The 25,716-nt window shown below is 71.1% G+C and carries 25 protein-coding genes; 6 read left to right on the top strand and 19 right to left on the bottom strand.

The window, feature by feature from the left end; genetic code table 11:
- Window positions 1-40 precede the first annotated feature (40 nt).
- A complete protein-coding gene (locus tag ACGFIW_RS28555; protein ID WP_393322032.1) occupies window positions 41-1,291 on the top strand; it encodes an MFS transporter in 1,251 nt (416 codons plus the stop codon).
- A 555-nt stretch (window positions 1,292-1,846) separates the two neighbouring features.
- Here ACGFIW_RS28555 and ctaD read toward each other — a convergent pair.
- The gene (ctaD, locus tag ACGFIW_RS28550) at window positions 1,847-3,607 is read right to left on the bottom strand and encodes a cytochrome c oxidase subunit I (protein ID WP_393322029.1); all 1,761 of its coding nucleotides are present in this window, start codon (window positions 3,605-3,607) and stop codon (window positions 1,847-1,849) included.
- A 130-nt stretch (window positions 3,608-3,737) separates the two neighbouring features.
- Window positions 3,738-4,844, bottom strand: a complete 1,107-nt coding sequence (locus ACGFIW_RS28545; RefSeq protein WP_393322026.1) for an FAD-dependent monooxygenase — start codon at window positions 4,842-4,844, stop codon at window positions 3,738-3,740.
- Between the two features lie 298 nt (window positions 4,845-5,142).
- On the opposite strand from ACGFIW_RS28545, the gene ACGFIW_RS28540 reads away from it, so the two are divergent.
- Window positions 5,143-6,261, top strand: a complete 1,119-nt coding sequence (locus tag ACGFIW_RS28540; protein ID WP_393322023.1) for a cellulose binding domain-containing protein — start codon at window positions 5,143-5,145, stop codon at window positions 6,259-6,261.
- Window positions 6,262-6,334: 73 nt separating this feature from the next.
- Here ACGFIW_RS28540 and ACGFIW_RS28535 read toward each other — a convergent pair whose 3' ends face one another.
- The 4 genes from ACGFIW_RS28535 to ACGFIW_RS28520 all read right to left on the bottom strand — a co-directional run bounded on the left by ACGFIW_RS28535 (window position 6,335) and on the right by ACGFIW_RS28520 (window position 9,193).
- On the bottom strand, window positions 6,335-6,925 hold the full coding sequence (locus ACGFIW_RS28535) for a hypothetical protein (protein ID WP_393322020.1): 591 nt from the start codon (window positions 6,923-6,925) through the stop codon (window positions 6,335-6,337).
- A 238-nt stretch (window positions 6,926-7,163) separates the two neighbouring features.
- Window positions 7,164-8,126, bottom strand: coding sequence for an N-acetylmuramoyl-L-alanine amidase (locus ACGFIW_RS28530; protein WP_393322018.1), 963 nt, complete (start codon window positions 8,124-8,126; stop codon window positions 7,164-7,166).
- Window positions 8,126-8,278, bottom strand: coding sequence for a hypothetical protein (locus ACGFIW_RS28525; protein WP_393322015.1), 153 nt, complete (start codon window positions 8,276-8,278; stop codon window positions 8,126-8,128). Before ACGFIW_RS28525 ends, ACGFIW_RS28530 begins: the two co-directional genes overlap by 1 nt.
- Before the next feature lie 126 nt (window positions 8,279-8,404).
- Entirely contained in the window at window positions 8,405-9,193 is a 789-nt protein-coding gene (locus ACGFIW_RS28520) for an aldo/keto reductase (protein ID WP_393322012.1), read from the bottom strand.
- A gap of 179 nt (window positions 9,194-9,372) precedes the next feature.
- Between ACGFIW_RS28520 and ACGFIW_RS28515 the strand changes: the two genes are divergently transcribed.
- On the top strand, window positions 9,373-10,563 hold the full coding sequence (locus ACGFIW_RS28515) for a threonine synthase (RefSeq protein WP_393322009.1): 1,191 nt from the start codon (window positions 9,373-9,375) through the stop codon (window positions 10,561-10,563).
- A gap of 1 nt (window position 10,564) precedes the next feature.
- Here ACGFIW_RS28515 and ACGFIW_RS28510 read toward each other — a convergent pair whose 3' ends face one another.
- The 3 genes from ACGFIW_RS28510 to ACGFIW_RS28500 form a co-directional block, all read right to left on the bottom strand.
- Window positions 10,565-12,364 (bottom strand): glycoside hydrolase family 15 protein, encoded by a 1,800-nt coding sequence (locus tag ACGFIW_RS28510; RefSeq protein ID WP_393322006.1) that lies wholly within the window; start codon window positions 12,362-12,364, stop codon window positions 10,565-10,567.
- Window positions 12,365-12,412: 48 nt separating this feature from the next.
- Complete coding sequence (locus ACGFIW_RS28505; RefSeq protein ID WP_357557251.1) at window positions 12,413-12,805, bottom strand: cupin domain-containing protein; 393 nt, start codon at window positions 12,803-12,805, stop codon at window positions 12,413-12,415.
- 394 nt (window positions 12,806-13,199) lie between these two features.
- Window positions 13,200-13,481, bottom strand: a complete 282-nt coding sequence (locus ACGFIW_RS28500; protein WP_393322004.1) for an adhesin — start codon at window positions 13,479-13,481, stop codon at window positions 13,200-13,202.
- A gap of 330 nt (window positions 13,482-13,811) precedes the next feature.
- Between ACGFIW_RS28500 and ACGFIW_RS28495 the strand changes: the two genes are divergently transcribed.
- Window positions 13,812-14,528 (top strand): MIP/aquaporin family protein, encoded by a 717-nt coding sequence (locus ACGFIW_RS28495; RefSeq protein WP_393322001.1) that lies wholly within the window; start codon window positions 13,812-13,814, stop codon window positions 14,526-14,528.
- A 95-nt stretch (window positions 14,529-14,623) separates the two neighbouring features.
- Here ACGFIW_RS28495 and ACGFIW_RS28490 read toward each other — a convergent pair whose 3' ends face one another.
- The 3 genes from ACGFIW_RS28490 to ACGFIW_RS28480 form a co-directional block, all read right to left on the bottom strand.
- Entirely contained in the window at window positions 14,624-14,953 is a 330-nt protein-coding gene (locus tag ACGFIW_RS28490; protein WP_393321999.1) for a hypothetical protein, read from the bottom strand.
- Between the two features lie 102 nt (window positions 14,954-15,055).
- On the bottom strand, window positions 15,056-15,952 hold the full coding sequence (locus tag ACGFIW_RS28485) for a hypothetical protein (RefSeq protein WP_393321996.1): 897 nt from the start codon (window positions 15,950-15,952) through the stop codon (window positions 15,056-15,058).
- 199 nt (window positions 15,953-16,151) lie between these two features.
- Window positions 16,152-16,745 carry a pentapeptide repeat-containing protein gene (locus ACGFIW_RS28480; protein ID WP_393321994.1) on the bottom strand — a complete coding sequence of 198 codons (594 nt, stop codon included), beginning with the start codon at window positions 16,743-16,745 and terminating at the stop codon, window positions 16,152-16,154.
- 98 nt (window positions 16,746-16,843) lie between these two features.
- On the opposite strand from ACGFIW_RS28480, the gene ACGFIW_RS28475 reads away from it, so the two are divergent.
- On the top strand, window positions 16,844-18,076 hold the full coding sequence (locus ACGFIW_RS28475) for a serine hydrolase domain-containing protein (protein WP_393321991.1): 1,233 nt from the start codon (window positions 16,844-16,846) through the stop codon (window positions 18,074-18,076).
- A gap of 47 nt (window positions 18,077-18,123) precedes the next feature.
- On the opposite strand, the gene ACGFIW_RS28470 is transcribed toward ACGFIW_RS28475, so the two are convergent.
- The 3 genes from ACGFIW_RS28470 to ACGFIW_RS28460 all read right to left on the bottom strand — a co-directional run bounded on the left by ACGFIW_RS28470 (window position 18,124) and on the right by ACGFIW_RS28460 (window position 20,409).
- On the bottom strand, window positions 18,124-19,182 hold the full coding sequence (locus ACGFIW_RS28470; RefSeq protein ID WP_393321990.1) for a hypothetical protein: 1,059 nt from the start codon (window positions 19,180-19,182) through the stop codon (window positions 18,124-18,126).
- 81 nt (window positions 19,183-19,263) lie between these two features.
- Window positions 19,264-19,728, bottom strand: coding sequence for a PPOX class F420-dependent oxidoreductase (locus ACGFIW_RS28465; RefSeq protein WP_393321987.1), 465 nt, complete (start codon window positions 19,726-19,728; stop codon window positions 19,264-19,266).
- Window positions 19,729-19,770: 42 nt separating this feature from the next.
- Entirely contained in the window at window positions 19,771-20,409 is a 639-nt protein-coding gene (locus tag ACGFIW_RS28460; RefSeq protein WP_357072223.1) for a DUF6642 family protein, read from the bottom strand.
- A gap of 315 nt (window positions 20,410-20,724) precedes the next feature.
- On the opposite strand from ACGFIW_RS28460, the gene ACGFIW_RS28455 reads away from it, so the two are divergent.
- Window positions 20,725-21,504: a D-Ala-D-Ala carboxypeptidase family metallohydrolase gene (locus tag ACGFIW_RS28455; RefSeq protein WP_393321984.1), complete on the top strand. Its 780-nt coding sequence runs from the start codon at window positions 20,725-20,727 to the stop codon at window positions 21,502-21,504.
- Between the two features lie 85 nt (window positions 21,505-21,589).
- Here ACGFIW_RS28455 and ACGFIW_RS28450 read toward each other — a convergent pair whose 3' ends face one another.
- The 4 genes from ACGFIW_RS28450 to ACGFIW_RS28435 form a co-directional block, all read right to left on the bottom strand.
- Window positions 21,590-21,943 carry a hypothetical protein gene (locus ACGFIW_RS28450; protein WP_393321981.1) on the bottom strand — a complete coding sequence of 118 codons (354 nt, stop codon included), beginning with the start codon at window positions 21,941-21,943 and terminating at the stop codon, window positions 21,590-21,592.
- A gap of 145 nt (window positions 21,944-22,088) precedes the next feature.
- The gene (locus tag ACGFIW_RS28445; RefSeq protein WP_393321978.1) at window positions 22,089-23,513 is read right to left on the bottom strand and encodes an ATP-binding protein; all 1,425 of its coding nucleotides are present in this window, start codon (window positions 23,511-23,513) and stop codon (window positions 22,089-22,091) included.
- Between the two features lie 103 nt (window positions 23,514-23,616).
- Entirely contained in the window at window positions 23,617-24,390 is a 774-nt protein-coding gene (locus ACGFIW_RS28440; RefSeq protein ID WP_393322091.1) for a response regulator, read from the bottom strand.
- Entirely contained in the window at window positions 24,369-25,622 is a 1,254-nt protein-coding gene (locus ACGFIW_RS28435) for a sensor histidine kinase (RefSeq protein WP_393321975.1), read from the bottom strand. The genes ACGFIW_RS28440 and ACGFIW_RS28435 overlap by 22 nt, the downstream gene beginning before the upstream one ends.
- Between the last annotated feature and the right edge of the window lie 94 nt (window positions 25,623-25,716).

Below are 25,716 nucleotides of genomic sequence, written 5' to 3'. Positions count from 1 at the left end.
GACCGTAATTCGTTGGCCATCGGGCCGCCGCCGGCCGAGGATGTCGCCGGAGGTACGGACCCACGTGAACATGAAGCCTTACCGGCAGGCGCTCGCCCTGCCCGGCCTGCGGTCGCTCTTGTTGGTCGCCGTGCTTGCCCGCATCCCGCTCACCGCGACCGGTGTGACGCTGACCTTCCACGTCGTGCTCGACCTCGATCGAGGCTACGGGGCAGCCGGCCTGGTGGGCACGGCCGTCACCGTGGGCGCGGCGATCGGCGGACCACTACTGGGCCGACTGGTGGACCGGCGTGGCCTGCGCCCGGTCCTGGTGCTCACCGCCATCGCCGAGGCGATCTTCTGGTCCACCGCGCCCGGCCTGCCGTACCCACTGCTGCTGCCGGCCGCCTTCGTGGCCGGTTGCCTGGCCCTGCCGATCTTCTCCGTGGTCCGGCAGTCGATCGCCACGCTGGCCCCGGAGGACCAACGCCGCCCCGCGTACGCGCTGGACTCGATGTCCGTGGAACTGTCCTTCATGATCGGCCCGGCGTTGGCGGTGGCCCTGGTCACCGCGATCTCCGCGCAGACCACCATGTACCTGGTCGGCGGCGGAATCGTCGCCGCCGGGATCGCCCTGTGGGTGGTCAATCCGCCGACCCGAGGCGCCGCCGAGACCACCGGTCCGCAGCGCCGGGTGCCGCGTCGGGAGTGGCTGACGCCGCGACTGCTCGCCGTGCTGGCGCTCAGCGCCGCAGCGACCCTGGTGCTCGGTGGCACCGACGTGGCGGTGGTCGCCGTCCTGCGGGCCAGCGGCGAGGTCGGCTGGACCGGCGCGGTGCTGGCCATCTGGGCGGTCGCCTCGCTGGTCGGCGGGTTCGCCTACGGGGCCGTGCGCCGTTCCTTCTCCCCGCTGGCACTGACCGCCGCACTCGCCCTGTGCACCATCCCGGTCGGGCTGGGCGGCGCACACTGGTGGCTGCTGTGCCTGGCGCTGATCCCGGCCGGCGCCCTCTGTGCGCCAACCATCGCGGCGTCCTCCGACGCGGTCAGCCGTCTGGCCCCGGCCGCCGTCCGCGGTGAGGCCATGGGCCTGCACGGATCGGCGGTCACCGTCGGCATCGCGATCGGCGCGCCGCTCGCCGGTGCGGTCATCGACGCCACCGCGCCGCTCTGGGGCTTCGTGGTCACCGGCGCACTCGGCGCACTCGTCACGCTGGTGGTGCTCCCGATCGAGCTACGTCGCCGCCGTACCGCCGACGCGGCCGCTGCCGCGCAGCCCGTCGAGACGGACCTCACCCCCGCCGCCCGCTGACTGCGCCGCCCCGACAGGTCTCCCGCCGACGCGTTGACGGTCGGAGGGCAGCCACCCGATCAGTCCGGGGCCTGCCGCGTGGCGACGACCAGTCGGGTGTCGGCCGGACATCCGGCCCGCCCGCATGCCCGCCCGCCAGCCGGCACGCAGCAACCCAACCCGCCGCACAGCGGGTCTCCGCCCGACACCCCGCCCCTGCGCACCCGACACCCTGCCGCACTCCAGTTCCTCGCCCGCTGCGCCAAAATCCGAGCAATATCAGGGATATTGCTGCCTCCCGCACGCCGCAGGCAACAACATCCGGGAAGTTGCTTGGATCTTGGCGCGGCGCGGCGCGGCGCGGCGCGGCGCGGCGCGAGCGCGGGGACGCGGCGCGAGCGCGGGGACGCGGCGCGAGCGCGGGGACGCGGCGCGAGCGCGGGGACGCGGCGCGAGCGCGGGGACGCGGCGCGAGCGCGGGGCGGGTGGGGGCGGAGGCGCGGGGGCGCACAGGGCGACGGGCGCCGCTCCCGGTGGTCCCGGGGGCGACGCCCGTCGTACGGCTGGGCTTGCTCGTCAGTGCCTGTCGATGTCGCTTGCGGTGTCCTCGCGGTAGCTGGCACCGCCGTCGGACTCGCTGGTGAGCGGCTTCGAGCCACCCTCCGGCGGACCGGCCAGGCTCTGGCCGCCGGCGGCCAGCTCCGGGAACTTCTCGTCGAACGCCGGCCGCTCGGAGCGGATGCGGGGCATCCGGTCGAAGTTGCGCAGCGGCGGCGGGCTGCTGGTCGCCCACTCCAGCGAGTTGCCGTGACCCCAGGGGTCGTTCACCTCGACCACCGGGCCGGTCTTGTACGACTTCCAGCAGTTGTAGATGAACGGCAGCGTGGAGATACCGGTGATGAACGCGCCGATCGTGGAAATCGTGTTCAGCGTGGTGAAGCCGTCGCCGGGCAGGTAGTCGGCGTACCGGCGGGGCATACCCTCGTTGCCGAGCCAGTGCTGCACCAGGAACGTGGTGTGGAAACCGATCATGGTGAGCCAGAAGTGCACCTTGCCCAGGCGCTCGTCGAGCATCCGGCCGAACATCTTCGGGAACCAGAAGTAGATGCCGGCGAAGACCGCGAACACGATGGTGCCGAAGAGCACGTAGTGGAAGTGCGCCACCACGAAGTACGAGTCCGACACGTGGAAGTCGATCGGCGGGCTGGCCAGCAGCACACCGGTGAGACCACCGAAGAGGAAGGTCACCAGGAAGCCGATCGCCCAGAGCATGGGCGTCTCGAAGCTGACCTGACCCCGCCACATGGTGCCGATCCAGTTGAAGAACTTCATACCGGTCGGCACGGCGATCAGGTAGCTCAGGAAGCTGAAGAACGGCAGCAGCACCTGGCCGGTGGCGAACATGTGGTGCGCCCAGACGCTCATGGAGAGCGCGGCGATCGCGACGGTCGCGGCGACCAGACCCTTGTAGCCGAAGATCGGCTTGCGGGAGAAGACCGGGATGACCTCGCTGATGATGCCGAAGAACGGCAGCGCGACGATGTAGACCTCGGGGTGCCCGAAGAACCAGAACAGGTGCTGCCAGAGCATCGGCCCACCGGTTGCGGGGTCGTACACGTGGGCGCCGAGGATGCGGTCCGCGGCGAGCGCGAAGAGCGCGGCGGCCAGCAGCGGGAAGACCAGGATCACCAGGAGGCTGGTGACCAGGATGTTCCACGTGAAGATCGGCATCCGGAACATGGTCATGCCGGGCGCGCGCAGGGTGAGCACCGTGGTGATCATGTTCACCGCGCCGAGGATGGTGCCCAGACCGGAGATGGCCAGGCCCATGATCCACATGTTGGCGCCGACGCCGGGCGAGTGCTCGACGCTGCTCAGCGGCGCGTACGCGAACCAGCCGAAGTCGGCGGCGCCACCCGGGGTGAGGAACCCGGCGGTCGCCATCGTGCCACCGAACAGGTACAGCCAGTAGGCGAAGCTGTTCAGGCGGGGGAAGGAGACGTCGGGCGCGCCGATCTGGATCGGCACGATGTAGTTGGCGAAAGCGAACACGATCGGCGTCGCGAAGAACAGCAGCATGATCGTGCCGTGCATCGTGAAGAGCTGGTTGTACTGCTCGGGCGACAGGAACTGCAGCCCGGGTCGGGCCAGCTCAGCCCGCATGATCAGGGCCATCAGGCCACCGATCATGAAGAACACGAACGCGGTGACCATATACATGATCCCGATTTGCTTCGCGTCCGTGGTTCGCAGCAGCCGCGCGATGGCCGACCCCTTGACCGGCTCCCGGACCGGCCAGGGCCGGGTCACGACCGGCTTGGGTGCGACGGTGGTCACGAGTGGCCTCCGGTTCTCGGTTGTCCCGCTCGGCACACGCTGGTTATCGGCGGGCCGTCATCCGCAAGGAGGATAGTCCCCGGCAGGTCGCAGCGCCGCGTGGGGTGGCGTGACACGATCTACTACGGGCCTACAGCGGGCCGAGCAGTAGCCGGTAGTGCTCCCCGAAGATCCGGCCGCCGCGCCCGCGCAGCAACGGGTCGCGCAGCGCCGGCGGCACGTCCCTGGTCCGGTTGCGGTCCCGGGTCCGGTCCCGCACCCATCGGGTACGCGGACGACGACGACTCTCGTACGCCACCAGGGCTGCTTCCACGCTGCCGGCGGCGCGCAGTGACTCCGCCAGCACCACCGCGTCCTCCAGCGCCATCGCCGCACCCTGGGAGAGCGTGGGCGCGGTGGCGTGGGCGGCGTCCCCGACCAGGAGCACTCTCCCCCGGTACCAGCGGCCCAACTCGACCTCGTCGGTGATCCCGACGTGCACCCGGTCGAGCGCCGCCAGCACCTCCGGCACCGGGCCGCGGTAGTCGGCGAAGAGGTCGCGCAGCCGGGCCAGTGGGTCGGCGGGCGCCGCCGTGCCGGCCTCGTCGGCGTAGAGGTGCAGTCGCCCGGCGCCGATCGGCACCATGAGGAACCCGGAGCGCTGGCCGAGCAGGGCGGTCCACTCGGTGACGGGTGGGCCGTCGCGCAGCACCGCCCGGTAGACCACCTGGCCGACCGGGCGGGGCGGCCCGCCGAGCGCGGCCAGCGCGCGCACCGAGGAGCGTGGCCCGTCGGCGCCGATGACCAGGTCGTACTCGCTGGTGGTGCCGTCGGTGAAAGTGACGCCGACCGCCCCCGGCAGCAGCTCCAGGGTGCGGACCTCGGCGCCGTGCCGGACGGCGCCGCCGGCGCCGCTGAGCAGCACCCGGTGCAGGTCGGCCCGGGGCAGCGCCCGGCATTCGCCGACGCCGGCCCAGAGGGTGTCCAGGTCGACCTCGCAGAGTCGTGCGCCGGTGGCGTCGAAGAATCGCTGCCGGTGGATCACCTGCCCGAGCGGGCGGACCGGGTGGTGCAGGCCGAGCCGGTGCAGCGCGCGGGCGGCGTTGCCGGGCAGGTAGAGGCCGGCTTCGGTGGACTCCCCCGGTGGCAGCTTCTCGGTGACGTCGGGCCGGAAGCCGGCGAGGCGCAGTGCCCGGGCCACGGCCAGCCCGGCGATGCCCGCGCCGACGACGAGAATGCGCAGGGGGGAGCCACCCATGGTGGTGTACGCCTCCGGAGGGGGAGCGGAACGCGTTGGAGGCAACACGCTACTCGGAGCGATCGACGCACGCCAGGCCCGATCGGCCGCCCGAAGCCGCCCGTCGGCGTGTCGCGGCCGTGAGCCGGTAGCCCGCGGACAGCCGTCCGGTAGGGGGCGGCAATCCGTACGATTCCTCACTTTGACGCGTGCAGTTGCGCAGTAGTTTCAGGCATGTAAATGTGTCATTGAGCGTGGGAGCGCTCCCGCACGACCCCACCACATCCGGCGCCCGGCATGCGCCGAGTCAAGGAGCGTCATGAAACGTCAACTTCGGGCCCTGGCCGCGGCCGGCGTGCTGCTCGCCGGCTCGCTCGTAGCGGTGGCCTTCGGCGGCACCGCCTCCGCCGACACCCAGATCTGCGAACAGTTCGGCTCCACGGTGATCCAGGGTCGGTACGTGGTGCAGAACAACCGCTGGGGCACCACCGCCCAGCAGTGCATCAACGCCACGAACAACGGCTTCGAGATCACCACCCTGAACGGCAGCAGCCCCACGAACGGCGCCCCGACGGCGTACCCCTCGGTGTTCTACGGTTGTCACTACACCAACTGCTCCCCCGGCACGAACCTGCCGATCCAGGTGAGCCAGATCAGCAGTGCCACCAGCAGCATCTCCTACCGCTACGTCAGCGGGGCGACCTACAACGCCTCGTACGACATCTGGTTGGACCCGTCACCGAAGCGGGACGGGGTGAACCAGATGGAGATCATGATCTGGCTCAACCGGCAGGGCTCGATCCAGCCCATCGGCTCGGTGGTCGGCACGACGAACCTGGCCGGCCGGACGTGGCAGGTGTGGCGGGGCAGCAACGGCTCCAACAACGTCATCTCGTACGTGGCGCAGTCGGCGATCTCCAGCCTGAACTTCAACGTCATGGAGTTCGTCAACGACACCCGCAACCGGGGCGCGATCACCAACTCCTGGTACCTGACCAGCATCCAGGCCGGCTTCGAGCCCTGGCAGGGCGGCGTCGGCCTCGCGGTGACCTCGTTCTCGGCAAACGTCAACGGCGGCGGCCAGCCGAACAACCCGACGACCCCGCCGCCGGGCGGTGGCGCGAGCTGCGCGGTGAAGTACACCGCGAACTCGTGGAACAACGGCTTCACCGCCGACGTGCTGATCAGCAACACCGGGTCCAGCGCGATCAACGGTTGGACGCTGAACTACAGCCTGCCCGGCGGGCAGCAGGTCACCAACGCCTGGAACGCCACGGTGAGCCAGAGCGGGTCCTCGGTGACCGCCCGGAACATCAGCCACAACGGGTCCATCGCACCCGGCGGCACGGCCAGCTTCGGCTACCAGGGCACGCTGAGCGGGTCGTACTCGTCCCCGACCAACTTTTCGCTCAACGGGTCAAGCTGCTCCCGGAGCTGAGTGCTCTCGACAGGCTGCGGGGGCGTGACGATTCAGGTCACGCCCCCGCGGCGTCTGTCGGTGCCGGCCTTGCTCAGGCGGCCGGCGGGATGGTCCGCGTCCGGCTCAGTACGCCGAAGCTGGTCGCCGACTCGTCGTACGTGGTGCCGAAACCGCTGCCCGACACGGTCGTCCACGCGGACGTGCTGATGTGCACGCTGCCGTCCTCGCCCGTCCACCGCTCGCGCCGGAGCGGCTCGTCGAGAGCCACCCAGGTGACCTTGAGGGTGGTGGTGCCCGCGCTTTCCTGCCGCTCGCCGCAGATCTCGTCCCCGTCGACGAAGTCGCAGTGCTGCTGAGACTCCTGGTACGGCACCGTCGCGGTGAGCTTCGCACCCGTCAACGAGAACGAGAAGCGGGTGACCGGCACGTCGTACGCGCGGCGGGAGACAGTGTCGCAGCCGCGCACGCCGTCGGTGACCACACAAACGCTCTTCTGCCACTCGACGTCGACAACCGTGTCGCCGACCGCCGGCCGGGTCACGTCGACGAACATGCTGGCGTCGCCGTCGAAGTGGGCGTGCGCGGACCGGTTGACGGTGTCGGCCTGCGCCGGGCCGGCGACCAGCGTGACCGTGGCGGCGGCAGCGATGCCGGCGGCCAGGACGGTGGAAAAACGGATCACTGTGCTCCCTTGTTGAGGTGGAGCGACGACCTTAGATCAATCCACCGACATCCGGCACCCGGTTTGATCCACTCGGGTTACCTGGAGTCGGGGCATCATCACGCCTTGGACCCCCCGACTTTCAGTAAGTCGAGTCGATCAAGCGCGGGCAGCGTCGATCGAGCGCCGGCGGCCGAGGGCAAGCGCCAGCGGCCGAGGGCAAGCGCCAGCGGCCGAGGGCAAGCGCCGGCGGCCGAGGTCAGATCCGGGTGAGGCGGACGGCGTCGGCGATGACCAGGCCGGTGGCGTTGCTCCACCGGCTCACCGCCACCCGGTTGGCGTCCCCGGCCGGCAGCGTGAACGTGCCCAGCACCCGCCACTGCCCACCGGTCACCCGCTGGTCGACGTACACCGTCCTGTTGCCGGTGCTGGTGGCGACGATGTAGGGGGTGGCGCTGTTGTAGCCCGAGTTCGTCGGCCACCAGGCCTCGACCCGGTAGTTGCCGGCCGCCGGCACGTTGAACCGGTACCAGGCGGGGTCGCTGGCCGCGACCGGCTCCGCGTAGCGGTAGTCGGCACCGTACCGCTGGCTGGAGTACGTGGACACGCCCCAGTTGGCGCTGGCGGTGAACCGACCGGCGGTGGTGTTGTCCACGGTGGAGGACCAGGCCGTGCCGCCGGCCATCCTCGCCGCGACGTCGGCGCGCATCACGTTCAGGTCGATGAACGACGGGTCGATCTTGCCGGTGGTGCTTGTCTCCCGGTGCCCCCGGGCGTAGCTGCTGTCCCGTCCGAGACGGGTGAGCACGGCGGCGGTGGCGGCGAGCGACGCGTTGTACTGCGCGGCGGTCATCTCCTGGCTGACGCCGTTGTAGTCGATCTCCCACCCGATCATGAGCGTGTTGCCGTCCCCGGCGGGGATCGGCCCGCTGCCACCGCTGACCCCGGCGTGGTTGCAGCGGCCGGCGGAGATGACGTGGAAGACGCCGTGGTAGTCGACGAGCGCCTGGCACAGCGGCCCCGGCAGGTCGGACCGGCCGTTGACGCAGATGCCGAGCGCCGGGTGCGGGTTGCTGGCGCTGGAGGTCGAGGCGGTGTGGTGCCAGAGCACCCCGATCGGGTCGAAGGTGCCCGGTCGCATCCGGTTGAGCCAGTCGCCCTCGACGACGACCTGGACCCCGGCGGCGCGCAGCACGTCCACCAGCCAGGGAATCGTCGCCATCAGGCGTCCTGGATCAGGTCGGCCAGGCACTCGGCCTTCGGTGCGGCGCTCGCCGGAGCGGGTCGGGTGACGACTGTCAGCGCGGCGGCCACCAGGGCGGGGATGCCGAGCACCCCACGGCGGCGCAGACGGACGGACGAGGTTCGGGCCATGGCGATCCTCCAACGACGGCGGGTGCTAACGCATCGACGAACGTAATGACGGGCACGCTATACCGTCACGAACGTCGATGTCGATACCCTTCAGCACCGAATCAGCCCTTGAAGGAAACCGCCGATTCAGACCTCGCCGAGAGCGTCGATGTCGCGCATCTCCTCCGCCGTGAGCGAGAAGTGGAAGACGTCGAAGTTGGCGGTGATCCGCTCCGGGGTCACCGACTTCGGGATCGCCACGATCTCGTGGTCGATGTGCCACCGCAGCACCACCTGCGCGGGCGAGACCCCGTGCGCGGCGGCGATCCTCGTCAACACCGGGTCACTGAGGTCGCTGGTCTTGAACGGGCTGTAACCCTCCAGCACCACACCCCGGTCCCGGTGCTCGGCGTGCCGCTGCCGGTCGTACAACGCCGGGCTCCACTCGATCTGGTTGACCGCCGGATTCTCCTCGGTCGACTGGATCAGCTCGTCGATCTGCCCGGTGCTGTAGTTGCTGACACCCACCGCCCGGACCAGGTTCTCGTCCCGGGCTGCCAGCAGCTCACGCCAGAGCGGGATGCTGTCCGACGGCGACGACGGCGGCCAGTGGATCAACCAGAGGTCCACCTGGTCGACGCCGAGCGCCTCCAGGCTGGCCTCCAACGTCGCGCGCTCCTGCCCCACCCGGTTCGGCGGGAGCTTGGTGGTGATGAAGATGTCCTCCCGGCGCAGCCCGCTCTCCTGCACCGCCCGGCCGACCTCGCGCTCGTTGCCGTACACGGTGGCGGTGTCGACGTGCCGATAGCCGGTGTCGAGCGCGGCCAGCACCGCGTCGTAACCGGCCTGGCCGGTGGCCTGCCAGGTGCCGAAGCCGAGCAGGGGCATCCGTACGTCGCCCGGAAGCAGAACTGTGGGCTGGTCGGTGAGGTCCATGAGGTCCGTTCTACCCCGCCGAGCCCTCGGCCGCGAGCGAACCGGACACTCCGGCATCCAGCGCACCGATCCGGTTTGCCGCAGAATGCGGGTGTGACCTACCGGTCGGGCCCGGATTGCGTGCCGGGGCGCAGCCGGTGCTGGCTGAGGATCGACGCGGTCTGACGGCGAGGAGCGACGTGTACCTGACCCATCTGGACTGCCCGCGCTGCGGCAAGGAGTACGCCGCCGACGCGCTGCACAACCTCTGCGAGTGCGGCTCCCCGCTGCTGGCCCGTTACGACCTGCCGGCGGTGGCGGAGGCGGTCACCCCGGAACGCTTCGGACTGCGCCCGGCCGACCTGTGGCGCTACCGGGAGTTGCTGCCGGTCGGCGACCCGCGGCACGTCACGACGCTCGGCGAGGGCTGGACTCCGCTGCTGCGCGCTCCCGCGTACGGTGCCGAGATCGGCATCGCGGACCTGATGGTCAAGGACGAGGGGTTGGTCCCGACCGGCTCGTTCAAGGCGCGCGGCGCGGCGGTCGGGGTGAGCCGGGCCCGCGAGCTGGGCGTGCGGCGGATCGCGATGCCCACCAACGGCAACGCCGGGTCGGCCTGGGCCACGTACGCCGCGCGGGCCGGGATGGGCGCGACGATCGTCATGCCGCTGGAGGCCCCGAGCATCTGCCGGCGCGAGTGCGTCGCCGCGGGGGCCGACCTGCGCCTGATCGACGGGCTGATCAGTGACGCCGGCCGGTGGGTCGCCGAGCTGGTCGCGGAGTCGGACGGGGCGATCTTCGACGCCGGCACGCTGCGCGAGCCCTACCGGCTGGAGGGCAAGAAGACGATGGGGTACGAGATCGTCGAGCAGCTCGGCTGGCAGACGCCCGACGTGATCATCTACCCGACCGGCGGCGGGGTCGGGCTGATCGGCATCCACAAGGCACTGCACGAGCTGCGTGAGCTGGGCTGGGTCGGCGACAAGCTGCCCCGGCTGGTGGCGGTGCAGTCGACCGGCTGCGCGCCGATCGTGCGGGCGTTCGCCGCCGGTAAGGACCGGGCGCAGCCGTGGGCGGACGCGCACACCGTGGCGTTCGGCATCACCGTGCCGGCCCCGCTGGGCGACGAGTTGATCCTGGCGGCGCTGCGGGAGTCCTCCGGCACCGCGGTCGCCGTCGACGACGCGGACATCCTGGCCGACCTCCGGGACTTCGCGGCCCGCGAGGGGCTGCTGCTCTGCCCGGAGGGGGCCGCCTGCCTCACGGCGGCGCGGCAACTGCGCGCCGGCGGGTGGATCCGGGCCGGCGAACGGGTGGTGGTGCTCAACACCGGTGCCGGGCTGAAGTATCCGGACACGGTCGACGTGTCCGGCGTACCCACGGTGGGGTGACTCAGTAGCTGTCCGGCTTGGTCAACCGCCAGGCCGCGTTGATCAGCCCGACGTGGGAGAGCGCCTGCGGGGTGTTGCCGAGCTGCTCCCCGGTGACCAGGTCGACCTGCTCGCTGAACAGCCCCACGTCGTTGGCGTACCCCACCACCCGCTCGAACAGCGCCTCGGCCCGCGGTGTCTCGCCCGCCATGACCAGGCACTCCACCAACCAGAACGAGCACAGCAGAAATCCGCCCGGGTCGGTCGACCACCGGCGGACCAGCCCGCCGTCCGTGCCCAGCTCCCGTTCGACCATCGCCATCGTGGACCGCATCCGCGGGTCGGTCGCGGGCAGGAAGTGCGCCACGGGCAGGGTCAGCGCCGAGGCGTCCAGCTCCGCCGAACCGAAGGCACCCGTGAACGCCCCGATCCGCTCGTTCCAGCCCTCGCGCAGCACGGTCTCGCGGATCTCGTCGCGCACCCCGGCCCAGCGGCGCGGGTCGGCCCTCTCCCCGAGCCGGTCGGCGAGACCCACCGCCCGGTCCAGCGTCAGCCAGCAGATCACCTTCGACGACAGGTAGTGACGTTCCTCGTCCCGGGTCTCCCACATGCCCCGGTCCGGCAGGTGCCACGTCGCCGCCACCTGCTCGGTCAACCCGAGCACCATCTCGCGCAGCTCGCCCTCGAACGGCGCGCCGAGATAGTCGCGCAGCCGCCACACCGCCGACATCACCTCACCCGGCACGTCGAGCTGCCGTTGCCGCCAGGCGTCGTTGCCGATCCGGACCGGCCTGCTGTCGCGGTATCCGCGCAGGTGATGGCAGTGGTGCTCGGAGAGGTCCCGCTCGCCCTCCAGCCCGAAGAGCACCGGCACCGGCTGGTCGCCGATCCGCCCGATCGAGCGCGACGCCCAGGCGAACAGCCGGGACGCCTCGTCGGGGCAGGCCGCCACCCACAGCGCCCGCATGGTCAACGAGAAGTCCCGCAGCCAGGAGTAGCGGTAGTCGTAGTTGCGGTCGCTGCCGACCTGCTCCGGCAGCGACGTGGTCAGCGCGGCGGCGACCGCGCCGCTGCGGGCGTACGTGAGGCCGGTCAGGACCGTCGCGCTCTGCCGGACGAGATCGGGATACCGGCCGGAGTACGTGTGCACGTCCCGGTACGCGTCCCACGCCTGGCTCGTCTCGGCGAGCGTGGCCACCGGGTCCAGTCGGGCCGGTGGGTCGCCGTAGGCGGCACCGTAGGCCACGTCCATCCCGACCACCTGACCGGTGGACACCTCGAACTCGTGCGTCACCCGGTCCGGGCCGGCGCGCAGGCGCAGGCCCGGCGCGTGCAGCACCAGCACCACCGGGCCGGCACCGGCCAGCACCCCGCCATCCGGCTGCTCATGCAGGTACGGCGTGAGCAGGCCATACTCCGGTCGGGGCACGAAATCCAGGCCCATCCGGACCCGCCCGGACAGCCCCTCGACCACCCGGATCAGCACGGCGGGCGAGTTCATCCCCAGTTCGTGGGCGCGGGCGCCGACCTCGGCGGCGAGCGCGTCGGTGACCGCCACGCTGCCGTGCGGGGTGTGGTGCACCGTGCGCAGCACCAACGTGCCCGGCCGGTACGCGCGCTCCACGCGGTGCCCCGGGCCACCGGCGCCGACCGGGGCGAGTCGGAAGTGCCCGGCGGTCGGGTCGAGCAGCCGCCCGAACACGGAGGCCCCGTCGAACCGGTGCGGGCACCACCAGTCGATCGAGCCGTCCTTGCCGACGAGCGCACCCGAACGGGAGTCCGAGAGGAATCCGTAGTCGGAGATCGCCGGCTGCTGCTCCACCCGCCGGGGGTACCCGCATCGGCCTGGATCAGACCGCTGCCCGACCGGTCACGAGGTCGGTGGCTCGTCCTTGCCCGCCGCCTCCGCCGCGTCGGCCTCCTCCTTGGTCCGGTGTACGGCCTTGTCGGCGTGCTCCGGCGGGCCGTAGACGGTGTACAGCACCAGCGGGTTGGGGCCGGTGTTGACGAAGTTGTGCTTGGTCCCGGCCGGCACGACCACCAGGTCACCGGAGACGACCTTCCGCTTCGAGCCGGCGACCCGGGCCTCGCCGACGCCACTGACGAAGGTCAGGATCTGGTCGACGTCCTCGTGCACCTCTTCGCCGATCTCCCCACCCTCGGGGATGGTCATGACGACCAACTGGGTGTGCTCACCGGTCCACAGCACCCGCCGGAAATCCGGGCTCTTCTCGGCTTCGGTCGCGATCGTGAAATGCTCCATGACCAGGCTCATACCCCGTCCGGCAGCGGGCCACGCCGGGAATGACGGATGCCACCGCAGACGCCGACGGCCTGCGCCGCACGGCGTCGGGACCCGCGAGATTTCCGACGCTCCGCGGGTTTGGATCCCAGCGGACCGGGGATCGTCACACCGGACCGGCACGAACGGCCGGTCGAGCCAGGTCCCCGCCGGCGTACCGCCGAACGGCTGCGATGGTGGGAGACGGCCAGAGCGCGGCGACGTTCCGACCACGGTCGAAGCGGCGCCGCGCGCTCGTGTGCGGCCCCCCTCCCACCGCGATCTTGCACTTTCTGTCCCCCCAGAAGGGGACATCCCACGCGCTTCGGCGACCGAAACTGCAAGATCGGCGTGAGTGGGGGGCAGCGTGACGGGCCTACTGCCGCTCGGTGAAGCCGAACTGGATGATGCCCTCGTCGTCGACGGTGGCGTCCACCGAGGCGTCGCCGAGCAACTCGGCGGCGTCCTCGTCCAGGAATATCCGGGCACCCTGGTTGTCGATCACCTGGTCGCCCTGCACCGGCTCGGGCACCAACTCCACGCTCAGCGAGCCGGCCTCGGTGTCGGCGGCGATGCGTACGCCGCCGTCCTGGGCCACGTCCTGCTGGTTGGCGAGGTCACGGATGACGAGCACGGCGTTGTCGGTCATGGTGAGCATCTGTGGAACTCCTCGTGGATTCTCGGCTCGCGGTCGGCATGGTGCGGTGCCCGGACCGGACGGTCGGCTCGCGTACGAGCGCACGTGTGAGGTGACAGGAGGGCGAACGGTCGTCGCCGTCGCATCGAATCGGGGCAGCTGACGGCCCCTGCACCCCCACCGTGCCCGCTGGCCGGGCATCCGTCAAATAGAGCCAGGTCAGTCGAGAGCGGGGGCCTGCGCGCCTGTGTGATCCGGCCGAACGTGGGTAGCCGACCCCGGACGGCCGTCGCGTCCGGGGCAGATAGCCATTCCGACAACAGCCACCTGACCTGCACTTACGCTCAATACATGAGCGACTTTCGTCGGTACGCGGCAGAGTTCCTCGGCACCCTGCTGCTGGTCCTCTTCGGCGTCGGTAGCGCCGTCGCCGCACGGGTCCAGGGCGGAGTGGTGGTGGTCGCTCTCGCCTTCGGCTTCGTGATGGTCGCTCTCGTCTACACGATCGGCCCACTGTCCGGGAGCCACGTCAACCCGGCGGTGACGCTGGGCGTGCTGCTCTCCGGAAAGATCTCGGTGATCGGTGCGGTGGCGTACTGGATCGCGCAGTTCGTCGGCGCGACAGTGGCCGCCTTCGTGCTGTGGGCGCTGACCCGCTGGGGTGACGTCGCGGACCAGACCGCCGCGCTGGGCACGAACGGCTACGGAGCGCACATCAATCGGGGCGGTGCGGCGGTGCTGGAACTCATCCTGACGTTCCTCTTCGTGCTTGTCGTCCTGGTGGTGACCAGTCGTAGCGAGAATCCCGGCACCGCCGGTCTGGCCATCGGGTTGGCCCTCGCCGCGACCCAACTGGTGGGCGTGACGCTGACCGGGGCCGCGGTCAATCCGGCCCGCGCGTTCGGCCCGGCGGTCTTCGAGGGTGGCGTGGCCCTGCGGCAGCTCTGGGTGTTCGTCGTCTTTCCGCTGCTCGGCGGGGCGCTCGCCGCACTTGTCGCACCGATGGTGATGGGGGCGCAGCGGCACTACTGGGGCGGGCACGACAAATCGGTCGGCCGGCCCACGTAGCCCGTCGGCTTCAGGACAGCATCAGCGCATGCATCGCCGCCACCTGCTGAGTGGCGGCCGGGAGGCGCACCCGCGCCTCCCGGCCGGACCTGCGCTCAGGCCGGACGGTCCGGTGGGGGGACCACCGCCGTCGGGTCACCGCGCTCGATCAGCGCGGCGATCTCGGCCGCCCGCAGCCCGCGCAGTGCGAGCACCCGGATGCCCCAGCGGTGCAGGCGGCACGGGTGCGGGCTGGCATCGTTGCGGCAGACCACGCCCCCGGACCACCGTTGCGGGGCGTGCACCACCACCGCCCGCACCGCGAACTGGGTGTCCTCGCCGGTCACGTACGGCGGCAGGGGAATGTCGCGGAGCACCTCCCCGGACGTTTCACCGGCACCGGACGTAACGGCGCGACGGACGGGGTGGGCGGTCCTGCTGCTCATCTCCGCTGCCTCCACACTGGATAGTCGGATGGGAACAGCAGAAAGTTACTGCCTCATCGACGGTGCGCGACGGACAAACTGTCCCGCTGTGCGACCGCTCGGTCAGCGAACCGCCACGGCCTGGAGGCCGACGTTGCCGCAGTGTGGGGTGAAGACCTTCTCGACGGTCCAGGTCACCAGCAGTCGGGCGCTCTTCGGCAGCGAGAACCGGATGGTGAACTGCGCGCTCTGGCTGGTGTACGGATCCTCGAGTACGGCGGTGCGGGCGGGCCCACCCGTGGACAGGCGCGCCTCCAGGCGGCCCCGGGCCATCCAGGTGCCGCCGTAGACCTGGACCGTGCGCGGCTCGCCACTGCCGGCGACGGTGAGGGTGAACCCGTTGCCGGCACCGCAGGTGTAGACGCCGTTGGCAGTACCGCTCGTCGACCGTTGCGACGAGCCGTCGGACCAGCGGACGTACTCCTGGTTGCCGTCCCAACCGACCCGGGTGCCGGTGCCGCCCGCGTCGACGATCTCCCCGGAGCCGGAGCGCTTACGGACCGTCGAGGTGCCGCCGCGCTCGCCCCAGTGCACCCAGTCCCGGGTGCCCACCGCGGTGAGGTCGACCTCGGCGGGCATCTCCCCCTGGCTGACCGACAGCACCGCGGACCCCGGCGACACCGGCGACGCGGGCGGTGCGGCGGGTGCGCTGGTTGAGGGTGTCGGGTCGGGCGAGGGCGGGCGCTGGCGCGGACGCAGGCCCGGCATCGCCGGCCCCGCTTCGCCGGTGCGCCCCTCGGTGCCCGGGCGCACCGAGGAACGGGCGGCACCCGCGGGCGCGTCGCCCGCCTGGTCGTCGCCGGGCTCCGGGTCGGACCGGCTGGCGAGATACGAGACCAACACCACCAGGCAGACGAGTACGGCAGCCCCCTCCACCGCCCAGCGCCGCCGCTGCCGGGCACGGGCGACCCGGCGCAGCGCGGCGCGGGTCTGTGCCCGCATGCGGTCCTCGTCCGCCACCGACCCCTCCACCTCCACCACCCGGCAGCCATCGACCACCGCGGACCGGACCGTCCACTGTAAGCCGTTTCACGTTTATCCCGGTGTGGACGACACGCTAGATCCGGACCGCCGGACGTGTCCAGCCCGCGACCGAACGCAGTCGGTCGAACCGGGACCGCCCGGACCGGACCGGCGAGACCGCGAACGCCTTTCGGGGTCAGCCGATCCGGAAGCCGAGCAGTTGCGCGATGACGATGGCCTGCTCGGCGTCGACGATGGCACCGGCCCGCTCGACGACCGTCGGATCGAGCGCGGTGAGGTCGCTGCCGCGCAGGTCGGCACCGCCGAGCCGGACGTTGAGCAACTGCGCGCCGGACAGGTCGACCCCGGTGACCGTGGCACCGGTGAGGTTGGCCCTGGTCAGATCCGCCTCGCGCATCCGCACCCCGGTCAGCCGGACACCCCGCAGGTCGGCACCGGGCAGCGCGACGAACGACCAGTCGCCCCCGTCCACCGCCAGCGGCCGCAGGTCGCACTCGAAAAAGGTGCTGCCGACCAGCTTGCAGCCGGAGAACTCGGCCTCGAAGAAGTTGCACCGCCGGAAGACGCAACGGGTGAAGGCGGAGTCGACGTGTCGGGAGGCGTTGAACCGCACGTTGCCGAACGTGCACCCGGTGAAGACCGCGCCCCGGCTCGCCGCCTCCGTCAGGTCCACGTCGAAGAACTCGCAACCCACGAAGTGCCTGTCGACCAGCTCCTCGCCGTACCAGTCCTCGTTGCGGAAGGTCACGTCCTCGGTCAGCTCCGGCATCCGGTCAGGCTAGTGGCCAGCACCGACAGCCAACGGGCCGACGTCGCTGGTGGCGACCCTCTTCCGATGTCGGAGTACCGACTAGTAGGTTCGGCGGCGTGAGTGTGGCGCGAAGCACGGACCCGGATCAGATCGGTTTCGACCCGACGCGGTTGGCGCGGATCGACGAGCACTTCAGCCGGTACGTCGACGACGGCCGGCTGGCCGGCTGGCAGGTGGTTGTCACCCGGCGTGGCGAGGTGGCGCACTCCTCGACCTACGGGCTGGCGGACCGGGAGTCGGGCGCACCGGTCGAGGCCGACACGCTGTGGCGGATCTACTCGATGACCAAGCCGGTCACCTCGGTCGCGGCGATGATGCTGTGGGAGGAGGGCCGGTTCGAGCTGACCGACGAGATCAGCCGCTGGCTGCCGGAGTTCGCCGACCTGCGGGTCTACTCCAAGGGGTCGACGCTCAAGCCGTACACCGTGCCGGCGGTCGAGCCGATCCGGGTCTGGCACCTACTCACCCACACCGCCGGGTTGACGTACGGCTTCCTCCAGACCTCGGTGGTCGACGGGCTCTACCGGGCCGCCGGTTACGACCTGCACCCGCCGGAGGAGGTCGACCTCGCGGGTGCCTGTGCGGCCTTCGGCGAGTTGCCGCTGCTGTTCCAACCCGGCTCCGCCTGGGGCTACTCCGTCGCCACCGACGTGCTCGGCCGGCTCGTCGAGGTGATCTCCGGGCAGGGCCTCGACGCGTTCTTCGCCGACCGGATCTTCGGCCCGCTGGGAATGACCGACACCCGCTGGTGGGTGGACGGCGACGAGGCCGACCGACTGGCGGCGCTCTACGCACCGGACCCGCGCACCGGCCGGGCCGTCCGCTACGACAGCCTGGGGTCGCTCGCGTTCAGCAAGCCGGCGCTGCTCTCCGGCGGTGGCGGCCTGATCTCCAGCGCCGCCGACTACCACCGATTCACGCAGTTGCTGCTGCGCGGCGGCGAGCTGGACGGCGTCCGGCTACTCGGGACGCGCACGGTGCGGTTCATGACCCGCAACCACCTGCCCGGCGGTCAGGACCTGGGCACCCTGTCCACCGGCGGCTTCGCTGAGACCACCCTGGACGGGATCGGCTTCGGCCTCGGCTTCGCGGTGGTCGACGACCCGATCCCCAGCCGGCTGCCCAGCAGCGTGGGCGAGTACTACTGGGGCGGGGTGGCCAGCACCGCGTTCTGGGTCGACCCGGCCGAGGAGATCACCGCGCTGCTGTTCACGCAGCTGATGCCGTCGAGCACCTACCCGCTCCGCTCCCAGCTGCGCCAGCTCGTCTACGCCGCCCTGGTCGACTGAGCGGCGTGGGGCCCGTCACCCGCGGCTGACGGACCCCACGCCTCACGTCAGCGGAGCTGCTGCGCCTCGATCGCCCGGATCTTCGCCGGCTTGGTGGCGGAGAGGTTCGAGATCAGGTACGCCCGCACGGTGCCGTCCGGGAACACCGCCCACAGATCGGCCACGCCGTCGGCGTTCAGGTCGGCGGTGGTGAGGCCGCTGATCGCGACACCGGCGTTCCAGCCGGAGGCGAGCCGGTACTGCGTGTAGGAGAGCGTGCCGGTCCCGTCGCCGTTGTCGGTCATGGTGACGCCCTGCCAGAGGTAGAGGTCACCGGTGGTGGCGTTCCGCAGCACCAGCGCCGCCCCCGAGGCCAGCTCGGTGCTGGCCAGGGTCCAGTTCTGCCAGTCACTGCCGCCTGTCGGGGTGGCGTTGCTCAGCGGCACGCGAGGGAAGTAGAGGCTGGGCGCCCCGAGGTTCGGGTAGTAGGTAAGGCGGTAGCCGTTCGTCGAGTCGCCGACGGTGCCCAGCAGATCCGCGATGCCGCTGTCGACGCCGTCAGCCGTGTACCCGTTGACGAGCTGGATCGGAGAGTTGTCGTACTCGTCGACGAAGTATTCGCGGATGAGAGTGACCTGTCCGCTGCCGCGGTACGGGTCCACCATGGTGCCGTCGCCGACGCCCGCGATGAAGCTGCCGCCTCCGGCGTTGACGCCACCCGGGTAGTAGGCCAGGAAGTCCTGGTTCGCGGTGCCGAAGAAGCGGCCGGTGATCACCTGGGCGCCATCGAAATCCGCGGCCGGCTCGTCGTTGCCGGAGACCCCGTTGCCATACACGCCGATGTTCACCGGCGGGACCTTCACGCGGCCAGTGCCGACTCCGGTGGTCGCGTTGACCCGACCCCGCGCCGCCCACACGCCGGAGTCGAGCCCGGCGGTGCCGCCGACGACCACCAGGTCCGGTACGCCGTCACCGTTGAGGTCCTTGTCGACCGGGCCGACGACGGCCGAGGTCGGGGTGTTGGCCGGAGCGGCCTGGGCCGGCAGGGCCGGGGCGACGACGGCGAACGCCAGGGTGGCGGGCACCGCCCAGGCGAGCAGCCGACGAGGAGCAGAAAGGTTGTTCATGGGTCCCCGTTCGTGTCAGTGGATCTTGCCTGGCTCACCGTATTGGATGAATACCAGCCTGTGGATCCCCCGAAGGAACGGTCAGTCGGCGAGGCGGGCCGGGAAGCCACCGGTGGCGATCGGACCCCAGGCGTCGATGGTGACCCGGATCAGCGACTTGCCCTGGCGCACCATCGCCGCCCGGTAGTCGTCCCAGTCCGGGTGCTCACCGGAGATGCTGCGGAAGTAGTCCACAAGCGGCTCCAGTGCGTCGGGCAGGTCGAGCACCTCGGCGGTGCCGTCGATCTGCACCCAGGGGCCGTTCCAGTCGTCGCTGAGCACGCACGCCGACACCCGGGGGTCGCGGCGGATGTTCGTCACCTTGGCCCGCTCGGGGTAGGTGGAGACCACCAGCCGGCCCTGCCCGTCGATCCCCGCGGAGACCGGGGACGACTGCGGGCGGCCGTCCGCCCGGGTGGTCATCAGCACGACGCGGTGTCGCGGCCGGAGGAAGTCGAGCAGGCTGTCCCGGTCGACCCGGGTGTTCCGTGCGATGCTGCGCGCCATTCCCCGTTCCTACCAGGGTGGCGGCGACGCGGTGGCAGTGGGTCAGCGCGGCCGGGCCGCGGAGCGGTGCACCGCCTGGGTGGGCACCCGGGGGCGGCTGGACGGGCGCCAGGCCCGCCCGTTGGCGTAGATCACCCGAAAGCCGAGGTACGCCGCGAGCGGCGCCCAGTGGGCGGAGCCCATCCGCAGCTCGGCGGCGTTGTGCCGCTGACCGTTGGCGAGCACGTCGAGCAGGACGGTCTCGAAGGCCGCCGACTCGACCCAGTCGACTTCTCGGCTGAAACCGCAGATCAGCGCGGCTCCGGTGACCTCCAGGAACTCACGCAACACCGCGTCCGAGGCCCGCAGCACCGAGCAACTGCCGAAGTAGAGTCGCCGCCCCTCCGCGCGGCCGGCCATCAGGTCGGCCACCTCGTTCAACTCCACGGACTGCCAGTCGGTGAGGCAGAGTCGGCTCGGCTCTCCGTGCATGGCGAAGAAGCCGACCCGGTGGTCGGCGTACTGCTTGAGCAGCCAGCGGTCCAGGAAGTAGAACAACTCGTCACGGGTGGCCGCGTCCTTGTGGATGAAGCGGATCTTGCCCAGTCGCTCCAGCAACTCCAGGGTGGGCAACACGGAGCCCCGCTCGTTGAGGTCGCGGTGCCACTGACCCTCGACACAGAAGACGCCACCGCGTGCCACGTGCACCTCCGCCAGTCCGTCGTCCGCGCCTGACGTTACCGCCCACCGGTGACCGGGGAACATCACCCTCGGTCGGACTGATTGCGACGTTCGGTGCGCTTGGGTCGTTGTTGGCCGACGCGGTCCCGATCGGTGGTCGATGACTGTTTGGCAAATCAGCCTAATTCCCAGCCAATACCCAGGGGCGACGATTTGTGAGGACGATTCTCGTTAATCACCTCCAACCGCACCGATCAGTGTCAGGGTGGAAATCGCGGGACTTCTCGGTCGATGTCCTGGAGCCACCCCATTCGCTCTCCTATCGGGAGGACTTCTGTGCGCGTAAACACCTTGAAGCGGGTCGCCGTCGCATTCGCCCTGGCGCTGCCCGGTGCAGCAATCGCCACGGTGGTCGCCGCGCCAGCGGCACACGCGGACGGCTGTTACACCTGGACCCGCAACCTGTACCAGGGACGCTCGGGCAACGACGTCCGCCAGTTGCAGATCCGGGTCGCCGGCTGGGCCGGCTATCGGGACATCGTGGAGAACGACGGCCAGTACGGGCCGAAGACCGCCGCCGCGGTCAAGCGGTTCCAGCAGGCGTACGGGCTGCGTGCCGACGGCATCGCCGGCCCACAGACCTACGCCAAGCTGTACCAGCTACAGGACAACGACTGCACGCCCGCGCACTTCAGCCACAGCGAACTGGACAACGGGTGCGGCGGGTCCGGATACAGCGGCGGACCGCTCTCGGCGGCCCAGACCCGGCAGAACGCGCTGCGCACCATGTGGAAGCTGGAGGCGCTCCGCAAGAGCCTCGGCGACAAGCCCCTCGACGTGTCCAGCGGCTTCCGCAGCCGCGCCTGCAACAACCAGGTCGGTGGCGCGTCCGACAGCCAGCACCTGTACGGCAACGCGGCCGACGTCACCGCGCGGTCGTCCTCGCTGTGCCAGATCGCCCGCGGTGCCCGCAACAACGGCTTCAGCGGGATCTACGGGCCGGGCTACCCCGACCACGACGACCACGTGCACGTCGACTCGCGACGGGAGAACAACAGCGACCAGAGCTCGAACACGACGAGCTGGTCCGCGCCGGACTGCGGGGTCGGCAACTGAACCGTCCGCTCAGCGCGACGTCGGCCCGACGCGGAGGGGTCTTCGCGTCGGGCCGGCGTCGTGTCGCCCCGGGTCGGGCGGGTACTCAGCTCGCCCGGGGCCAGCGCGGCGCGGCGACGGGGGGCGTCACCGGCCGGCCCACAGCGGTGGACCGTGCCCCCGGCGAGACGACCCGCGCGGCCTGCTGCCGCGACGGCCCGGTCGCCGTGAAGGGGAAGGGCACGTGCACGAACGGGTTGCCGTGCCGGATCACCGCCTCGATCTGCCGCTCGTTGAGCCCGTGTGTCTCCAACACCCGTCGTCCCCAGCGGTGCAGGCGGCACGGGTAGGAGGCACCGTCGTTGCGGCACAGTGGCCCGGTGGGCCACTCCTCGGCGGTGTGCACGACCACCGCCCGGACCGCGAGCCGAACGTCCTCCGGGGTCAGCGATGCCGGCATTGGCACCTCTCCCAGTACCTGATCGATGGGATCCGTCGACTGCTCACCAACTCGCACGGCAGGCCTCCCGCAGCTCGGCAGCGGTACGGCGGACTCACCGCACCGACATCCTCGGCCATGGGTACGGCCGGCACCCGACGAAAGTTCAATTCCGGTACGCGTTAAGCAGATCCTCCGGCGACAGAACGTGTAGCCCGTCGACGGCGGTGCCGCTGCGCGCCACGGCAAGGGTGGGTACCGACTCGTCGGCACCAGGCAGCTGGGACCGGTGCAGGAGCAGCCGGCCAAGGTCGTGCGCGTCGAACGGCCGGCCCTCCTGCCATTTGATCGACCCCACGAAGGTGATGCGCCGCGCGACGGGCTCCCGGTCAGCACCGACTATGTCGATCTCCGGATCGTTTGTCCGGGTCCAGTAGCCACCGACCGTCGCCGCCTCCGCCGGCAGGTACTCGTCGGGTAGCCGGCGCAGTGCCTCGCGAACGACAGGTTCGATGGCCCGCCCTCGCCAGGACGTCCAGGACCGGAGGATCCGGGCCAGGGTCAGATCACCCCGCCCCCGTTCGATCTCGGAGAGGTGCGGCCCCAGGAACGACAGCCAGAAGCGCAGGTACGGATCAGCCACCGCGTACCGGGTTTCCCGCGACGGCCTGGTGGACAGCGGAACGGTGACCTCCACGGCCCGCTTCTGCGTCAGCAGGCGCAGGGCGCGGTTGAGGGACGCCTGCGGAAGATCCCCCGCCGCGCGGGAGATCAGCGAGAAGGTCCGCTCACCGGAGCCGATGGCCCGCAGCACAAGGCCCGCCTGGGACTGGGGCGGGAACTCCGCAGCCAGCGCCCGCTCGCCGCTGACCAACAGGGCCGAGGTCGGATCCCGTACGGCGTCGGCCAGATAGTCATGCACCGGCACGCCCGTCGGCCACTCGTCGAGGATCAACGGCAAACCACCGGACACCAGGTAGGCGTCGAACGCGTCGGCGGCGGACAGGTCCAACATGTCGCGAACGTCGGCCGGGCTCAACGGCGGGATGACCATCTCGGTGGCCCGCTGGTGGAACGGCCGGCCGTAGCCGTTCAGGGCCTCCATCATCGCCAGGTCCGATCCGACACAGATCAGCAGGACCGGCCGTCGGGAAAGCTCACGATCGAAGATCTTCTGCAGTGTCCCCTCGAAGCCCGGGTCACCCGCGATGAGGTACGGCATCTCATCGAGGACGACGACGCTCGGCCGGTCGGCCGGCAGCGCGGCGGCGAGCAGGCTCAGCGCGGCATCCCACGTCTGTGGTTGCTGCTCGCGAAGTAGCTGTGCGTCCGGCAGCGTCGAGGCTGCCGCCTCCTCCACGAAGAGAGCCAGGTCGGCGGCGACGCTCGGCTGCGCGGAGGCGGTGAAGAAGAGGTACGGCACCTCGGCCCGCTCCACGAACTCCTCGACCAGGCGGGACTTGCCCACCCGTCGGCGACCGCGCATGAGGAGTGCGCGACCTGGGCGGCCAGCTCTGCCACCCCGCCGTACTCGATCGAGCATGCCGCCCAGGAGCTGGAGCTCACGGTCCCGTCCGACAAAGCCGTCCATGACCACTCCTGACACAACCAAAAATGAAACAACCAAGAATGAGTGTAACCTCATCTGTGTTGCCGCGATCGACAGACGGGCCTCGGCGCGACCTTCGGCGGGCTCAGACCAGGCCGGCGTCGTGCACGAGCAGGGCCACCTGGACCCGGTTGTTGAGGTCCAGTCGGGTCAGCAGCCGGGAGACGTACGCCTTCACCGTCGCCACACTCATGAACAACTCCCCCGCGATCTCCGCGTTGGTCTGACCTCGCCCCAGCGCGACCGCCACCTGCCGCTCCCGCTCACTGAGCCCGCTGAGCAGCCGCAGTGCCCGCTCCCGGCGCGGGTCGGGACCGGCTGGTCCTCCAGTGGCGGCGGTCACGTGGGCGATCAGCTTCCGGGTCACCGTCGGGGAGAGCGTGGCCTCACCGCCCGCCACCCGTCGTACGGCGTGCACGATCTCCGCCGGCGGGGTGTCCTTGAGCAGGAAACCGGCCGCCCCGGCGCGCAGCGCCCGCAGCACCTGCTCGTCGGCGTCGAAGGTGGTGAGCACCAGCACCTCCGGCGGGTGCGGCTGGGCGCGCAGCGCCTCGGTGGCGGTCAACCCGTCCACCCGGGGCATCCGGATGTCCATCAGCACCACGTCCGGGGCGTACGCGGCCACCGCGGCGGGCACCTCGCCGCCGTCGGCCGCCTCGCCGACCACGGTCAGGTCCGGCAGGCCGCCGAGGATCATCGAGAGGCCGGCCCGGACCAGGGCGTCGTCGTCCACGATCAACACGCGCACCGACGGCACGGCCGACTCCGCCGCCGACGGCCCACTCACACCCGACGGCCCGGCCACGCCCGAGGGCCCGGCCACACCCGAGGGCCCGGTCACGCCGACCACGGGAGCCAGGCGGCGAGCCGGAAGTCGCCCGCGTCGTCCCGACCGTAGGCCAGCCGGCCGCCGGCAAGCGTGACGCGCTCGCTGATGCCCACCAGGCCGGTGCCAGCGCCCGGCAGCGTGCCCCCGGGCGGCGCGCCGACCGGCCACCGGTTGCCGATGGCCACGGTCAGGCCGGCGCCCGGCCCGCCGGCCACGTCCACGGTGACGGCCGCGCCGGCCGCGTGCTTGCGGGCGTTGGTCAGCCCCTCCTGCACGATCCGGTACGCGGCCCGGCCCAGCGCCGCCGGCGCCTGCCCCGGGTTGGCGACGCTGTCGCTGACGTTCACGCGCACCCCGGCCGACCGCGACTCGGCGATCAGGGCCGGCAGGTCGGCGAGGGTCGGCTGGGGTGGCTCGGGGGCGTCGCCGGCACCGTCGTCCTCGGCCCGGAGCACCCCGATCACCTCCCGCAGGTCCTGTAGGGCGGCGTGCGCGCTGCCCCGGATCACCCCGGCAGCTCGGGCCACCTCGTCGGCCGGCGCGTCCGGGCGGAACTCCAGGGCACCCGCGTGCAGGCTGAGCAGGGAGATCCGGTGGGCCAGCACGTCGTGCATCTCCCGGGCGATGCGGGTGCGTTCGAGGTGGCGGGCCTGGGTGACGCGGAGCTGCTGTTCCGCCTCGGCCCGCTCGGCCCGCTCCCGCAACGACACGATCAACTGCCGGCGGGCCCGGACGAACATCCCCCAGGCCAGCACGGCGAAGCTGAGCACCACGCCCCACGCCGCGGTGGCCCAGTACGGCATGTTCGGATCCGGGCGCAGCCAACTGAAGACCATGTTGGTGGCGAGGCCGGCACCGGTGACCGCGATCGCGATCGCGGTGCGGCGGTGCACCACCACCGTGAAGTAGAGGATCAACAGTGGGATGGCGGCGGCCATCGAGAACAGGGTCAGCGGTGTCGTCGCCACCACAATCCCGAGCGGCCATCGGCGGCGCACCCAGAGCAGCCCGCAACAGACCAGCCCGAGCAGCGCGTCCGCGCCGGTCATCCAGCCGTGCGGGAGCGGGGTGGTCATCGACGGGTCGGCCGACAGGGCGTCGGCGGTGGCGAACAGCACCCAGACCAGGGAGACCAGGAACGCGACGCTGTCCACGATCCAGTCGCGGGTGGTGCGGCGCGGACGCGTACGCGCACGGTCAGCCGGCACCACCAGCTCCCCTGGCAGCAGCCAGGGGTGCTCCGGGACGGCGAGGCTGGTCACGGCCCCATGCTAGGCAGCCGACGGGCACCACGACCAGCTACCAAAGTCGAGACCCGAACGTCGACCAAGGTCGACGGGGCACCGACCGGTGGCC

Source organism: Micromonospora sp. NPDC048935 (genome assembly GCF_043197875.1).
Taxonomy (GTDB): Bacteria; Actinomycetota; Actinomycetes; order Mycobacteriales; family Micromonosporaceae; genus Micromonospora.
Note: the sequence above shows the minus strand (reverse complement) of the source record. Positions and strands in the feature narration are given on the sequence as shown.